Origin of the sequence: Pantoea sp. IMH (assembly GCF_000599885.1) — a bacterium.
In the GTDB taxonomy this organism is placed as follows: Bacteria; Pseudomonadota; Gammaproteobacteria; order Enterobacterales; family Enterobacteriaceae; genus Erwinia.
Map to the genome: position 1 here is coordinate 598,691 of NZ_JFGT01000006.1, position 14,323 is coordinate 613,013.

At 56.9% G+C, this 14,323-nt stretch carries 13 protein-coding genes; 7 read left to right on the plus strand and 6 right to left on the minus strand.

The window, feature by feature from the left end; all coding sequences use genetic code 11:
• The first annotated feature begins 279 nt into the window (after positions 1 to 279).
• The gene (locus EA20_RS0117265; RefSeq protein WP_024968019.1) at positions 280 to 1,746 is read left to right on the plus strand and encodes an MDR family MFS transporter; all 1,467 of its coding nucleotides are present in this window, start codon (positions 280 to 282) and stop codon (positions 1,744 to 1,746) included.
• A 56-nt stretch (positions 1,747 to 1,802) separates the two neighbouring features.
• Here the strand turns inward: EA20_RS0117265 and EA20_RS0117270 are convergent, their stop codons facing one another.
• Entirely contained in the window at positions 1,803 to 2,102 is a 300-nt protein-coding gene (locus EA20_RS0117270) for a DUF1161 domain-containing protein (protein WP_024968020.1), read from the minus strand.
• 48 nt (positions 2,103 to 2,150) lie between these two features.
• Positions 2,151 to 2,498 carry a DUF1283 family protein gene (locus EA20_RS0117275; RefSeq protein ID WP_024968021.1) on the minus strand — a complete coding sequence of 116 codons (348 nt, stop codon included), beginning with the start codon at positions 2,496 to 2,498 and terminating at the stop codon, positions 2,151 to 2,153.
• A 140-nt stretch (positions 2,499 to 2,638) separates the two neighbouring features.
• Here EA20_RS0117275 and EA20_RS0117280 point away from each other — a divergent pair, with 140 nt between their 5' ends.
• Complete coding sequence (locus tag EA20_RS0117280) at positions 2,639 to 2,968, plus strand: YnfA family protein (protein ID WP_161635084.1); 330 nt, start codon at positions 2,639 to 2,641, stop codon at positions 2,966 to 2,968.
• Positions 2,969 to 3,041: 73 nt separating this feature from the next.
• Here the strand turns inward: EA20_RS0117280 and ydfG are convergent, their stop codons facing one another.
• Complete coding sequence (ydfG, locus tag EA20_RS0117285; protein WP_024968023.1) at positions 3,042 to 3,788, minus strand: bifunctional NADP-dependent 3-hydroxy acid dehydrogenase/3-hydroxypropionate dehydrogenase YdfG; 747 nt, start codon at positions 3,786 to 3,788, stop codon at positions 3,042 to 3,044.
• A 426-nt stretch (positions 3,789 to 4,214) separates the two neighbouring features.
• Between ydfG and guaD the strand changes: the two genes are divergently transcribed.
• Genes guaD through xdhC form a run of 4 tightly spaced genes read left to right on the plus strand, consistent with a single transcriptional unit; the run spans position 4,215 to position 10,116 of the window.
• Positions 4,215 to 5,543, plus strand: a complete 1,329-nt coding sequence (guaD, locus tag EA20_RS0117290) for a guanine deaminase (RefSeq protein WP_024968024.1) — start codon at positions 4,215 to 4,217, stop codon at positions 5,541 to 5,543.
• Positions 5,543 to 6,988 carry a xanthine dehydrogenase small subunit gene (gene xdhA, locus EA20_RS0117295; RefSeq protein ID WP_024968025.1) on the plus strand — a complete coding sequence of 482 codons (1,446 nt, stop codon included), beginning with the start codon at positions 5,543 to 5,545 and terminating at the stop codon, positions 6,986 to 6,988. The genes guaD and xdhA overlap by 1 nt, the downstream gene beginning before the upstream one ends.
• Positions 6,978 to 9,344, plus strand: coding sequence for a xanthine dehydrogenase molybdopterin binding subunit (gene xdhB, locus EA20_RS0117300; protein ID WP_024968026.1), 2,367 nt, complete (start codon positions 6,978 to 6,980; stop codon positions 9,342 to 9,344). Before xdhA ends, xdhB begins: the two co-directional genes overlap by 11 nt.
• The gene (xdhC, locus tag EA20_RS0117305; RefSeq protein WP_024968027.1) at positions 9,334 to 10,116 is read left to right on the plus strand and encodes a xanthine dehydrogenase accessory protein XdhC; all 783 of its coding nucleotides are present in this window, start codon (positions 9,334 to 9,336) and stop codon (positions 10,114 to 10,116) included. The genes xdhB and xdhC overlap by 11 nt, the downstream gene beginning before the upstream one ends.
• A 148-nt stretch (positions 10,117 to 10,264) precedes the next feature.
• Here the strand turns inward: xdhC and EA20_RS0117310 are convergent, their stop codons facing one another.
• Together EA20_RS0117310 and yefM are read right to left on the minus strand one after the other, a co-directional pair.
• Positions 10,265 to 10,519: a Txe/YoeB family addiction module toxin gene (locus EA20_RS0117310; RefSeq protein WP_024968028.1), complete on the minus strand. Its 255-nt coding sequence runs from the start codon at positions 10,517 to 10,519 to the stop codon at positions 10,265 to 10,267.
• Positions 10,516 to 10,767, minus strand: coding sequence for a YoeB-YefM toxin-antitoxin system antitoxin YefM (gene yefM / locus EA20_RS0117315; RefSeq protein WP_024968029.1), 252 nt, complete (start codon positions 10,765 to 10,767; stop codon positions 10,516 to 10,518). The genes EA20_RS0117310 and yefM overlap by 4 nt, the downstream gene beginning before the upstream one ends.
• Before the next feature lie 246 nt (positions 10,768 to 11,013).
• Between yefM and dcp the strand changes: the two genes are divergently transcribed.
• On the plus strand, positions 11,014 to 13,062 hold the full coding sequence (dcp, locus tag EA20_RS0117320; protein ID WP_024968030.1) for a peptidyl-dipeptidase Dcp: 2,049 nt from the start codon (positions 11,014 to 11,016) through the stop codon (positions 13,060 to 13,062).
• A 32-nt stretch (positions 13,063 to 13,094) separates the two neighbouring features.
• On the opposite strand, the gene hpxO is transcribed toward dcp, so the two are convergent.
• The gene (hpxO, locus tag EA20_RS0117325; protein ID WP_024968031.1) at positions 13,095 to 14,252 is read right to left on the minus strand and encodes an FAD-dependent urate hydroxylase HpxO; all 1,158 of its coding nucleotides are present in this window, start codon (positions 14,250 to 14,252) and stop codon (positions 13,095 to 13,097) included.
• Between the last annotated feature and the right edge of the window lie 71 nt (positions 14,253 to 14,323).

Consider the following 14,323-nt stretch of genomic DNA (forward strand, 5'->3'; position numbering starts at 1 on the left):
ACCAAAAAAACCGACACTTTTTCGCTATCCAGATGCACAGGGAGGAAGAAAGTGCCTTAAAATCTATAGCAGCCTCCACCGTCAGGTGCCAGTTTCTGGCGGAAAATCAGCAGGATAGTTTTTATTCATATCCCGTCTGAGCCGTTGCTGTTACAGGCCTCGCGCGGGATCGAATTATTTACCGCCTAATATGTGACAATGTCACATAGAGCAGAGCACAATTCGGAAACTTCCTCCTGAAAATCAGGCCAGGATGAAAGGAACAGAGGAAGGAATTCAATGACAGAACCAGGTAAAAATCAGGTGGCACATCGCCACTGGATACTGATTGCCGCCATGCTGGCGATGTTTATGGCCGCAATAGAAGTGACGATAGTCGCCACGGCAATGCCGACAATCGTCGCTGAATTAGGCGGGTTTTCGCAGTTTGGCTGGGTGTTTTCGATCTATCTGCTGACCCAAGCGGTCAGCGTACCTATTTATGGCAGGCTGGCCGATTTGTGGGGACGTAAACGCGTTTTCTTTATCGGCACCGCGCTCTTTCTGATCGGTTCGGTACTTTGTGGCTTCGCCACCAGTATGGCCTGGCTGATCCTGTTCCGCGCCTTTCAGGGGCTTGGGGCGGGCGCGATTATGCCGCTCACCGCAACCATTATTGCGGATGTGTATGAGCCTGAGGAGCGGGCGGGCATTCAGGGCTGGCTTTCCAGCGTCTGGGGGATTTCCGCCATCGTCGGGCCGCTCAGCGGCGCCTGGATCGTGCAGCATTTCAACTGGGCGCTGATTTTCTGGGTTAACGTACCGATCGGCATTATTTCGATGCTGATGCTGGCCCGCTGGTTCCCCGAGTCGCGTAATGAACAGGGCCAGAAGCTCAATCTGACGGGAAGCGGCCTGTTAATGCTGACCATCACCGCGCTGCTGGCGGCGCTGCTACAGGCAGAGTCGCTGGGTTACTGGGTTATCGTGCTGCTGGCGATCGCCGTGCTGTCGGGCATCGCGCTGTTGCGGCATGAGAAACGTTCAGCCGAGCCGCTGTTTCCGCTGGCGATCTGGCAGAGCCGTACCATTGTGGCTGGCAATGCAGGCAATCTGGTGATTGGCGCTGCGATGATGGGCATCAGTGCCTTTCTGCCCACGTGGATCCAGGGGGTGAATGGCGGTACGCCACTGCAGGCGGGAAGCGCGCTGGCGATGATGTCAATAGGCTGGCCACTGGCCAGTACCCTTAGCGGCAGGCTCATGCTCAGAACATCCTACCGTTTCACCGCACAGCTTGGATCGCTACTGCTGATTACCGGCACGGCGTTGCTGCTGACGCTAAACAGCAACAGTGGGATCTTACATGCGGGAGTTTCTGCCTTTGTGATCGGGACGGGAATGGGCATGACCAGTACCACCTTTCTTATCGCGGTCCAGAACAGCGCAGAATTTCATATTCGCGGTATCTGTACGGCCTCAATTATGTTCAGCCGGATGTTAGGTTCCGCGCTGGGAACGGCGGTAATGGGCGCGGTGCTGAATTACAATCTGATGATCCGTCTGCCGGAGCATAGCGATCCGGTTCAGCAACTTATGTCTCATACGCAGCGTGAGGCGCTGACGCAGGGAAGTCTGGGAGAGATGGTGACGGAAATTGCGGCGTCGCTGCACTGGGTCTTTGCGGTGTCGGTAGCAATCGCCATCTGTAGTTTGCTGATAGCCAGAATGATCCCGGCGCAGAAGCCCGCCCGCAGCGAGGCGTAATCAGCTGGATCTGACAAGGGTAATGAAAAAAGGGCCGCATCTGCGGCCCTTTTTGATCAGGATGTCGGGGTATCCTCTGAAGAACCCGCCGCAGCTGGAACGGACGCATCACTCTCCATGCTGCCACGCTTGTAGACGATTTTATGAGAGTCATTCTCACAGTGACCGACTACCTGACCGCCAGCCTGTTCAGCCTGATCGTTGGGCACAACCTCCAGCGTAAAGCCAGACTCAGGCACGCCGTTATTGATAATTTTCTGACTGATATCTGCCTTCACTGATTCGCATGATGCCTGCGCAGCCAGCGGAGCAACAACCAGCAGGACGGGGAAAATCCACTTTATACCTTTCATCATCTTATCCTGTGCAATGAACTAGTCATAACTATAGCAGTCCTGAGCGGATCAGGGCACCGCAGGGCGACCAGTACGGCGGTCAAGGCAGCGCAGCGTATTGGGTTCCCAGTAAAGGTTCACGTTCAGGCTTTTCTCACAGCCGTCGCGGGTATCAAAAGCACGATCGGTTTTATCGAACTCTTTTTCAACGCGGGTGTTCACTTTATTACGCAAACGGCGCGTTTCGTCCCACTGCTCTTTTTGCTGCCGGGCTTCTTCAGTGGTCAGGGCGTTATTGCCGTCCTGGATGATCAGCCGGTCAGTTTTCGCCTGTGCCGCGTGCTGAATGCTGAACAGGGCGCTAAAAAGCACCAGCGGCAGAGCCATCCTGGCCAGCGGTGCCTGCCAGTTTTTCATGGTCATTTTCATCTTGAGTTCCTTTATGGCAGAGAAATCGCTAACCGGAGCGGCTGCGATAAACGCTCTAAACAGTATATCATCACTGTAAAAGGGCTCACCAGTGACCGCCCACCCGTTTAGCATTCAGAGACTAATTCATGCTGTTGAAGACCACACTACTGTTTTTCCTGACCGCCCTGGCTGAGATCGTCGGCTGCTTTTTGCCCTGGCTCTGGCTGAAAAAAGGCGGCTCCATGCTGTTGCTGATTCCTGCGGCGTTCAGCCTCGCGGTTTTTGTCTGGCTGTTAACGCTTCATCCGGCGGCCAGCGGACGGGTATATGCGGCCTATGGCGGCGTCTATGTGGTTACTGCGCTTATCTGGTTACGTTTTGTCGATGGCGTGAAGCTGAGCCACTACGACTGGCTGGGCGCCGCGCTGGCGCTGGTCGGGATGATGGTTATTGTGGCGGGCTGGGGACGGGCGTAGCGGTGCGTGACAGTGAAAGCGGCATCTCTGCCGCTTACGAAAAGTCACTTGTGGCGGGCAGACGTTTGCCCGATCAGCCTTTATGCACCTTAAGGCCAGCCATTGTCTGTCCGACAGGCATCATCTCCAGCGTATTGATGTTCACATGTTTAGGCAGGGTCGCCACCCAGTAAACCGCTTCGGTCACATCTTCCGCCGTCAAAGGTTCCGCACCCTCATACACGCTTTCTGCTTTAGCGTCGTCACCCTTAAAGCGCACATTTGAAAATTCGGTGCCGCCCACCAGTCCCGGCTCAATATCGGTCACGCGCAGCGCGGTACCGTGCAGGTCGGTACGCAGATTCAGGCTGAACTGACGGACAAAGGCTTTAGTCGCGCCATAGACGTTGCCGCCCGCGTAGGGCCAGTTGCCGGCGATGGAACCCATATTGATGATATGGCCGACGTTACGTTCCACCATGGCGGGCAGCAGGGCGCGGGTCATATAAACCAGGCCCTTGTTATTGGTGTCAATCATCGACTCCCAGTCCTCAATGCTTGCCTTGTGGGCAGGCTCAACGCCGAGTGCCAGGCCCGCATTGTTGACCAGGATATCTACGTTGCGCCATTCAGCGGGCAGGCTCGCCACCGCTTCTTCAATCGCGGCACGGTTACGTACATCAAGCTGGAGCGTATAGAGACGGTCCCCCAGCTCCTCTTTCAGCGCCTGCAGACGTTCCTGACGGCGGCCAGTAGCGATAACCTGATGGCCCTCAGCGATAAAACGACGGGTGATACTTTCGCCAAAACCGGCGGTGGCACCAGTAACAAATACAATCATCTTATTGTTCCTCAACACATTTGGGTTTATTCCACCATAGCACTTCAAACGCGGAGTGATAAGTGGTCAACGCCATGCAACGCCAGGAAAAACAGCCACAGGCGAATCGGGGGAAATTTCGCACAGAATGAGGGCAGAATAAGCGCGCTACGCTTTATTATAGTGCGCAGCGTCTCGCTTAAAAGCGCATTAGGCAGGCCTGCGGGAGAGAATGGTTGCCAGGTAATCGTTTGCCTGGCAGCGCAACCGGTTGCGTTGCTCAGTGAATGACTTTCCGACGCCTTTGAGATCTTTTTGATTTTAACTCTCTGAATTTTATGTAAAAAATAAATAAATTTACACTGGCATAACTATTGCAACTGCTCACTCAGGGCATTACCTGCAACCACTTATCCGAAAGCCGGGGCTTTTGCACAAGGAATCGTTATGTCAGAACTCGTCAGCCGGGCAATCCGCGGCAGCTTTTTTGATTTTACCGGGACGGCAACACATCCACAGAAACCAGCGGATTATGCACGTTATGTTGAAGAGGGTCTGTTGCTGCTAAATGGCGGAAAAGTCGTCTCACTGCAGACATGGGAAGCGGGGCGACATCTGCTTACCGACAAGGTTGAAGTGACTGACTATCGCGGCAAGCTGATCGTGCCGGGTTTTGTGGACTGTCATATTCACTATCCGCAAACGGAAATGATTGGCGCATTTGGCGAGCAGTTACTCGAGTGGCTTCAGCAGTATACCTTTCCGGTCGAAAGCCAGTATCACTGCGAAGCCCATGCGGCTGAAATGTCGGCTTTTTTTCTCCACCAGCTGCTCAGCAACGGCACCACTACCGCACTGGTTTTTGGCACCGTCCATCCGCAGTCAGTTGATGCACTGTTCAGCGCCGCAGACCGGCTGGGCATGCGTCTGATTGCCGGTAAGGTCATGATGGATCGCAATGCGCCTGATTGCCTGCTCGAAACGCCAGAGGAGAGTTACAGCCAGACAAGGGCGCTGATTACGCGCTGGCACAATCGCGGACGCCTCAGCTATGCGCTGACGCCCCGCTTCGCGCCAACGTCATCTCCGGGGCTGCTGGCGAAGGTCGAGCAGCTGAGGGCGGAGTTTCCGGACACCTGGCTGCATACACACCTCAGCGAAAATCCGCAGGAGGTGGCGTGGGTAAAATCACTGTTCCCCGACCACCAGAGTTATCTGGATGTCTATCACCGTTACCGGCTCACCGGTAAACGCAGCGTGTTTGCTCACTGCATCCACCTTGAAGAGGGCGAATGGGCCTGTTTGCAGCAAACGGATTCCTCAATTGCTTTCTGTCCCACCTCAAATCTGTTTCTCGGCAGCGGGCTTTTCAATCTCAGAACCTGCGGCGAAAAGGGCATCAGGATGGGGATCGGTACGGACGTGGGCGCGGGAACCACGTTTAACATGCTGCAAACATTGGGTGAAGCCTACAAAGTGGGCCAGCTTCAGCAATACCGGCTGGCGGCCTGTGAGGCGTTCTATCACGCCACGCTTGGCGGCGCGCGGGCGCTGGATCTGGACGATCGTATTGGCAACTTTCTGCCGGGTAAGGAGGCCGATTTTGTGGTGCTCGATCCGGCCGTCTCGGCGCTTCAGCAAATGCGCCAGGCAAACAGTCGCGATATCTGGGAAAAACTCTTCGTGCTGATGACGCTTGGTGACGATCGCAATATCGCGCATACCTGGGTTAACGGGCAATGCGTCTGGCAGCCAGTCCCTGAGGAGAATACCTGATGATCCAGTTTTTACTGAACCAGACGCTGGTGAGCGAAGCGCACATTGATCCCAATCTCACCATCCTCAACTATCTGCGGCGCTATCATCACCGCAGCGGCACAAAAGAGGGCTGCGCGTCGGGAGATTGCGGGGCCTGTACCGTGACGCTTGGACGGGCAGACGCGGGCAAAATGATCTATGAAACGGTGAACAGCTGTATGACCTTTATCAGCACGTTACAGGGAAAGCAGCTGATTACGGTGGAAGACCTGCAGGAAAATGGCCGTTTGCATGCCGTTCAGCAGGCAATGGTCGACTGTCACGCCTCGCAGTGCGGATTCTGTACGCCGGGCTTTGTGATGTCGCTGTTCACACTGCAAAAAAACGCCTCTGGCTGGCAGCACGGACAGGCTGAACAGGCGCTGGCGGGGAATCTCTGCCGCTGTACCGGCTACCGGCCCATCCTGGACGCCGCCCGGCAGGCCTGTGAACAGCAGGAAGACGACAGCTTCAGCCGCCAGCAGGCCGCCACGGTACGCCGGCTGGACGCACTGAAAAACTATCCCGACAGGGCGATCGGCACCAGTGACCTCCGCTGCCTGATGCCGGAAACGCCTGAGCAACTGGCGGAACTTTACCTGTTAAATCCCGGAGCCCGGCTTCTGGCAGGCGGCACCGATCTGGCGCTCCAGGTCACCCAGCAGGGGAAAACGCTGCCGCTGATGATTGCGCTTGGCCAGATTGAAGAACTGAAGCGCTGCTATCAGCAGGGAAATGAACTGGTGCTGGGCGCAGGCGCCTCGCTGAGCCGCTGCCATGAAATGCTCGCCACTCGCATACCCACCTTTGCCCGGTTGCTTGAACGCTTTGCCTCACTGCAGATCCGTAATCAGGGCACGCTGGGCGGTAATATCGCCAATGCATCCCCGGTAGGCGATACGCCGCCGGTGCTGCTGGCGCTGGACGCTTTGCTGCTGCTACAGCGTGGAGAAAGGATCCGCCGCCTGCCGCTAAGCGAGTTTTTTCTCTCTTACCGTAAAACAGCGTTAGCGCAGGGGGAATTTATCCGCGCTGTGGTTATTCCAGACGTGACGGCGTCACAAAACCTTCGCGCCTGGAAGGTTTCAAAACGCTCGGAGGATGATATCTCCGCCGTACTTGGGGCCTTTTTGATTAAAACCGACGAAGCGGGAATCGTACGCCGGGCGAGGCTGGCTTATGGCGGTATGGCGGAAATTCCCAAACGGGCGGTGCGCTGTGAACAGCTTATAACGGGCAAAGCGCTTACGCCGGAAACGCTGACGCTTGCCTGCGCTGCGCTTGAGCAGGAATTTGTACCGCTAAGCGACTTCCGCGCCAGCGCCGGTTACCGGCTGCTGGTGGCGAAAAATCTCCTGCGGCGCTGTCACGCTTCGCTCACCGGTGAGCTTAACCTGCTGGAGGTATCAGACTATGTCCCATAATCGTCCCGTTGAAGCCGAAGAGATCCTCGCTGAACAGTCACGCACAGGCATACAGAGCGGCGTGGGCAGAAGCAATAAGCACGAAAGCGCTGTCGGCCATGTTACCGGCGAGGCGAACTATATTGATGACCGGCCAGCACTGCCCGGTATGCTGCATCTTGCGCCACGCCTCAGCGAACATGCTCATGCGCTAATCACCCGTCTTGATGTGACGCCCTGTTACGCCATTCCTGGCGTCATTCGCGCCATCAGCTGGCAGGATGTGCCGGGTGAGCTGGACATCGGTCCGCTTGAACCCGGCGACCCGTTACTGGCGAAGGATCGCGTGGAGTATGCCGGCCAGATCGTGCTGGTGGTGGCCGCTGAAACGCCTGAGGCCGCGCGGCTGGGGGCGGAGGCTGCCATCATTGACTACCAGCCGCTGCCACCGGTGCTTGACGTCAGGGACGCGCTGGAGAAGCAGCACTTTGTTCAGGCTCCTCATCAGCACCGGCGGGGCGATGCTGACGCAGCGCTGAAAAGCGCGGTACACCGGATCCAGGGCGAGTTCCATATTGGCGGCCAGGAACATTTTTATCTGGAAACCCAGATCGCCATGGTTATTCCTGGCGAGGCGCAGTCGCTACAGGTTTACTCTTCCACGCAGCATCCGACCGAAGTACAAAAGCTGGTGGCGTCTGTGCTGGGTATCAGCATGAACAAAGTCACCATCGATATGCGGCGTATGGGCGGTGGTTTTGGCGGTAAGGAGACGCAGGCCGCTGGCGTCGCCTGTCTCTGCGCGGTGGCGGCCCGTCTGACCAACAGGCCGGTGAAAATGCGGCTTTCCCGCCGGGATGACATGCGTATCACCGGCAAACGGCATCCGTTCTTTGTCCGTTATGATGTGGGAGTGGATGAAGATGGACGCTTCAGCGGCGTGAAAATCGATCTGGCGGCGAACTGTGGTTATTCGCTCGATCTCTCCGGTTCAATCGTCGACCGCGCGATGTTTCATGCCGATAACGCCTATTACCTCGGTGATGCCCTTATCACGGGCTATCGCTGCCGGACCAATATCGCGTCCAATACCGCCTATCGCGGATTTGGCGGGCCGCAGGGCATGGTGGCGATAGAGCAGATTATGGATCATATCGCCCGCACGCTGAGGCTCGATCCGCTTGAAGTGCGTAAGCGCAACTATTACGGCAAGTCCTGCCGCAACATCACGCATTATCATCAGCAGGTTGAGGATAACCTGCTGGAAGAGATGACGGCGGAGCTGGAAACCAGCGCCTCTTACGCGCAGCGCCGGGCAGAAATCGCCACCTTTAACCGCCACAGTCCCTGGCTGAAGCGGGGCCTCGCGCTGACGCCGGTAAAGTTCGGCATCTCCTTTACTTCAAGCTTTCTGAATCAGGCTGGCGCGCTGATCCTGATTTATACCGACGGCACGGTGCAGCTGAATCACGGCGGCACGGAAATGGGTCAGGGGCTTAACACTAAAGTGGCGCAGATAGTGGCGGAAGTGCTGCAAATCGATGTGGATCAGATAGCGATCACCGCGACCGATACGGGAAAAGTCCCCAATACTTCGCCGACCGCCGCCTCAAGCGGCACCGATCTGAACGGTAAAGCGGCGCAGAACGCGGCGCAAATTCTGCGTGACCGGCTGACGGAAATGCTCTGCACACGTTATCAGTGTACGGCGGAGGAGATCGTTTTCAGTAACGGTATCGTCAGGGTGAAAGAACAGGCCTTCACCTTTGCCGATGTTGCGCAGATGGCCTGGCTGAATCAGGTGCCGCTGTCAGCCACGGGCTACTACAAAGTGCCGGGCATCCATTACGATCGCGAGGCCGGTCGCGGCACGCCTTTTTACTATTACGCCTTTGGCGCGGCCTGTGTGGAGGTGATTGCCGACATGCTGACCGGCGAATACCGGTTGCTGCGGGCGGATATCCTGCACGATGTCGGGGCCTCGCTGAATCCAGCTATCGATACCGGCCAGGTCGAAGGGGGCTTTATTCAGGGCGTAGGCTGGCTGACCTGCGAAGAGCTGGTCTGGAACGCGCAGGGAAAACTGATGACGGATGGCCCTGCAAGCTACAAAATCCCGGCTATTGGTGACGTTCCGGCCGATCTGCGCGTCAGGCTGGTGGAGAACCGTAAAAACCCGAAGGAAACGGTATTTCACTCCAAAGCGGTGGGCGAACCGCCTTTTATGCTGGGCATTGCCGCCTGGTGTGCGTTGCAGGATGCCATCGCGAGCATCTGCGACTATGAGTGTCATCCGGGGCTGGATACGCCCGCCACGCCGGAAAGGGTGCTGCTGGGCGCGGAAAAGCTGAAGCGGGAGTGTGGCTATGTACCCTGATGAATGGATCACTTTGCTCGCCGCGCTAAAAGATAAACGGGAAGCCTGCGTATTACTGACAGTGCTGGAGGAGAAGGGCTCGGTGCCGCGCGATCGGGGAAGCAAAATGGTGGTGACCCTGTCACACAATTATCTCACCATTGGCGGCGGTAACCTCGAATATCAGTGCATCGCCAGCGCAAGAGAAATGCTGAGCAATCCGCAGGCGCGGCCTGAAATCCAGCGTTTTAATCTCGGCGCCTCGCTTGGGCAGTGCTGCGGTGGCATGACCAGCGTACTGTTTGAACCGCTGATTCAGCCTCAGCCGCAGATTGCCGTATTCGGTGCCGGACACGTCGGCGCGGCGCTGGTCGCTATTCTCTCTACGTTACCCTGTCACGTATACTGGGTGGATGAACGTCCTGAGCGCCTGACTGCCGTGCCGCCAGGCATCACGGCCTGCCTGCTGGAGGATCCCACCGAACAGGTGGAGCGGATGCCGCCGGAGAGCTATTTTGTGGTGATGACCCATCATCATCCGCGCGATCTGGCGCTGTGCGAAGCGATTCTCAGGCGGGGCGACCACCGTTATTTCGGCGTGATTGGGTCAATGACCAAGCGGCAGCGTTTCGACTACCGGCTGACGGGCAAAGGATTCAGTCCGGCACAGCTTGCGGGCATGCGCTGTCCTGTCGGACTGCCGGACGTGAGGGGCAAACTGCCTGCTGAAATCGCGGTGGCGATAGCAGGAGAGATCATCGCCACTTACTGCGTGCCGAAGCCGTTGGCCTGAGCCGCTTCACCTTTCAGTACCAATAGGGAATTTCTTAGCGAGTCTGAAACAACAACGCCATGAAATCCTCAGTCCTGATCTGAACAGACATGGTACCGGAATTGCCCCGGACGTGAAAAAGGCGCTTATAAGCGCCTTTCAGAAAGCATCAGTAGTGATAGCGACAGGAGGCTATAAGCAACGCATCATCACTGACGGCATAGACAAGGCGATGCTCTGAAGTGATTCTGCGTGACCAGAACCCCGCAAGGTTATGCTTCAGCGGTTCGGGCTTCCCCTTGCCTTCAAAGGGGGTTCTGCTGGCATCCTTAATAAGTTCGTTGATCTTCTTTACCGTTTTTTTGTCTGTGTCCTGCCAGTAAATATAGTCCTCCCAGGCTTCAGCGGACCATATAAGTTTCACTCTATGATATCCCTTTCCACACCCTTACCACTTTTCAGACTTTCCACGGAGTCCATAAGTCTGCGTGCGTTTTTCGGTGATCTCAGCAGGTAGGCCGTTTCTTCGAGTGAGTTATATTCTTCCAGAGACATCAGCACACATGCTTCGCCGTTCTGTCGGGTTATCAGCACGGGCGCTCTGTCTTCGATGGTCTGGATCATGGTGGCAGAAAGATTCTGTCTTGCTTCGCTATAACTTATTGCTCTCATAATAATGCCTCCAACTTAATGTACAACAAATTGTACAATGATTCAGTCTGGCTGTATATGCCGCTGTTCACCATAGCAGCCTCTTCAGAACAACTGGAAATTGTCATCAAACGCCTGTGCGGTAATCGCAACCTTTTCGCCCGGTTGGAGCGGGCGAGATCATCGCCACCTACAGCGTGCAGAAGCAGTTGGCCTGAAGCGCATCACGGCCTATGCTGAAGGTTTCGGGATAAGGAAACCGGCGCCATGCAAAATAACCCTTTTAGCCAGCCCTCCACGCTGCCGTATCAGGCTCCTCCTTTTGACCAGATCCTGGATGAACATTACCGGCCTGCGCTGGAAGAAGGGATACGGCAGAAACGGGAGGATATCCGCCGCATCGCAGAGAATCCTGCTGAACCCACCTTTGCCAATACTTACGAGGCGCTGGAGGAGGCCGGACAGATGTTACGACGGGTGGTCAATGTCTTCAGTGCCATGACCGCTGCCAACACCAGCGATTTTCTCCAGGCGCTTGATGAAGAGATGTCGCCCGCGCTGGCCGCGCTGGATGACGATATCAAACTTAACCCACGGCTCTTTTCACGACTGGATGCGGTCTATCAGCAGCGGCACCTTCTCGACCTGCGCCCGGAGTCGCTGCGGCTGGTGGACGTCACCTGGCAGACCTTTCAGCTGGCTGGCGCCAGCCTCAGCGAACAGCAGAAAACAGCACTCAGGGCGCTTAATCAGGAAGCTGCCACGCTGACGACCCGCTTCAGCAATCATCTTCTCGCGGCGGCAAAAGCAGCAGGTCTGCTGGTGGCCGACAAAACGCTGCTTGCTGGCCTGAGCGAGCCTGAACTTGCTGCCGCAGCCCAGGCCGCCCGCGAACGGGGTGTTGAGGGCTGGCTACTGGTATTGCAGAACACGACTCAGCAGCCCGCGCTGCAAAATCTCAGCAACCGTGTCACCCGAAAGGCGCTATTTACCGCCGCCCGCGATCGTGCCGAAAAGGGCGATGCCAGTGACACCCGGCAGCTGGTTTCCCGTCTTGCGCAACTGCGGGCGGCTCAGGCCGCGCTGCTGGGCTATGAAAGCTATGCGGCCTGGAAGCTTCAGGATCAGATGGCCAAAACGCCGCAGGCCGCGCTGGCGTTTATGCGTCAAATTGTACCTGCGGCGACCGCCAGAGCCAGGCGCGAGGCGGAGGCAATACAGGCCATTATCGATACTGAGCAGGACGGTTTTCCCCTGGCGCCCTGGGACTGGCTGCGGTATGCAAACCAAGTGCGACGCGAGCGCTATGATCTTGATGAAGATGAAATCAAACCCTACTTCAATGCCTGGAACGTACTGGAGAAGGGCGTTTTCCATGCCGCCAGCGAACTGTTTGGCCTCAGTTTCCGGGAATGTACCACTATCCCGGTTTACCATCCGGACATGCGCGTCTATGAAATCTGTGACCATGATGGCGCGGCGATGGCGCTGTTTTATATCGATCTGTTCAAGCGTGACAATAAAAGCGGTGGCGCATGGATGGGCAATTTTGTGGAGCAAAGCACGCTGCTGGAAACGCAGCCGGTTATTTATAACGTCTGTAATTTTGCCAAACCGGCTGCGGGTCAGCCCGCGCTGATTAGCTGGGACGAGGTGATCACGCTGTTTCATGAGTTTGGCCATACGCTGCATGGCTTGTTTGCCACTCAGCGCTATCCGGGCCTTTCCGGTACCGAAACGCCGCGTGATTTTGTTGAATTTCCTTCCCAGTGCAACGAACACTGGGCCAGCCACGATCGGGTCTTTGCGCATTACGCAACTCACTCTCAGACTGGCGAAGCGATGCCCGCAGCGCTGCGGGAAAAACTGACCCGATCCAGCCGCTTTAATAAAGGCTATGAGATGACTGAATTGCTGGCCGCTGCGCTGCTCGATCAGCACTGGCATGCCGTTGCGGCAGAGGCACCGCACCAGGAGGTGGCGCAGTTCGAGCAGACGGCGCTGGGACTGGAAAAGATCGATCTTGACGCCGTGCCACCGCGTTACCGTTCCAGCTACTTTCAGCATATCTGGGGTGGCGGTTATGCGGCAGGCTATTACGCCTACATCTGGACGCAAATGCTGGCCGATGACGGCTTCGCCTGGTTTACCGAGCGCGGCGGTCTCAGTCGGGGGAACGGGGAGTGCTTCCGTCAGGCGATCCTCTCCAGAGGTAACAGCGAGGATCTGGCTGCGCTTTACCGTAAATGGCGGGGAAGAGAACCGGTGATTGAACCGATGCTGGTTAACCGTGGACTGGCGGAGAGCGAAGAGTAAGAGACAACAGGGGGCCAGAACGGCCCCCTGTTTCAGGCGAGCGGGCCACCCTGAATGGTGTCACACATGCCGCGAATAATACGTTCGCCGGTTTCGCTCTCCAGTTCCTGATACCACTGCCGGGTTATGGTCATCTCTTTGCCGTGCGTGACGTCGCAGCGTTTTCGCGCTTTAAGCACCAGATCCCTGACGCGGCCCGCACGTTTTTCCTGATAGCGAAGCAGCGCGTCCTCAATCCCTAACGAGTTGGTTTGCAGCACGTTGGCCAGCACCACGGCATCTTCCATAGCAGCACAGCCGCCCTGACCGATATCCGGCGTGGTGCTGTGCGCGGCATCCCCCAGCAGCGCCACGCGACCTTTTACCAGCTGGCTGAAAGGATCGATATCGTGAATTTCAATGCGGTTGGTGGTTTCCGGAGTAATCTGGTCAATCAGCCGCTGCACTGGTGCAGCCCAGCCGCTGAAATAGCGCTTCAGATCGGCGCGCAGCGTGGTGCGATCTTCCGCCAGGCCCGCCGGTAGCGGAACGTCGAAAAAGAAATAGAAGCGGTTACCTGCCACCGGCATCAGCGAAACGCGTTTGCCCTCGCCGACAAAGGTCGTCCACTGCGCGGGTGGCGCGATAGCGGTGTCCATCTCAACCAGGCCGTTCCAGTTAACGTAGCCAGCATAACGGCGCTCGCTCTTTTTTCCCAGCACATAGGGGCGCACGACCGAATGGGTGCCATCGCAGGCGACCAGAAGATCGCCCCGGTCGCTGCTGCCGTCGTCAAACCAGGCGGTCACGCCGCTGTCATCCTGCTCAACCTGCACCACGCGCTTGCCGAAGCTGACCTGTTCACGACCGTAATGATCCAGCAGCATCGCCTGAAGTTCGGCACGTGCAACCGGGTAGGGCCGCTCACCGGTATTTGCCACCAGCGGATCGAGACTGAACTCGGTTAAGGTCGCGCCGGTCAGATGCGCTTTGTACGCCATCGTACGCATTGTGCCGCCCAGCGCGCGCAGCGGGGCTTTCAGTCCCAGAAAATTCAGGCACTTTACGCCGTTGGGCCAGACAGAGATCGCCGCGCCGGCAGGGCGGATCGTCCTCACCGCCTCGAAAACCGCCGTCTCAATTCCAAATCGCTTCAGGGCGATCGCCGTACACATTCCGCCGATGCCGGCGCCAATCACAATTGCTTTCATCCATTTCTCCTTTCAGGCCTGTCAGGAGTAAAGCAAGTTATGTACCAGGTCACGCGCCGGCCGCCTGGCGG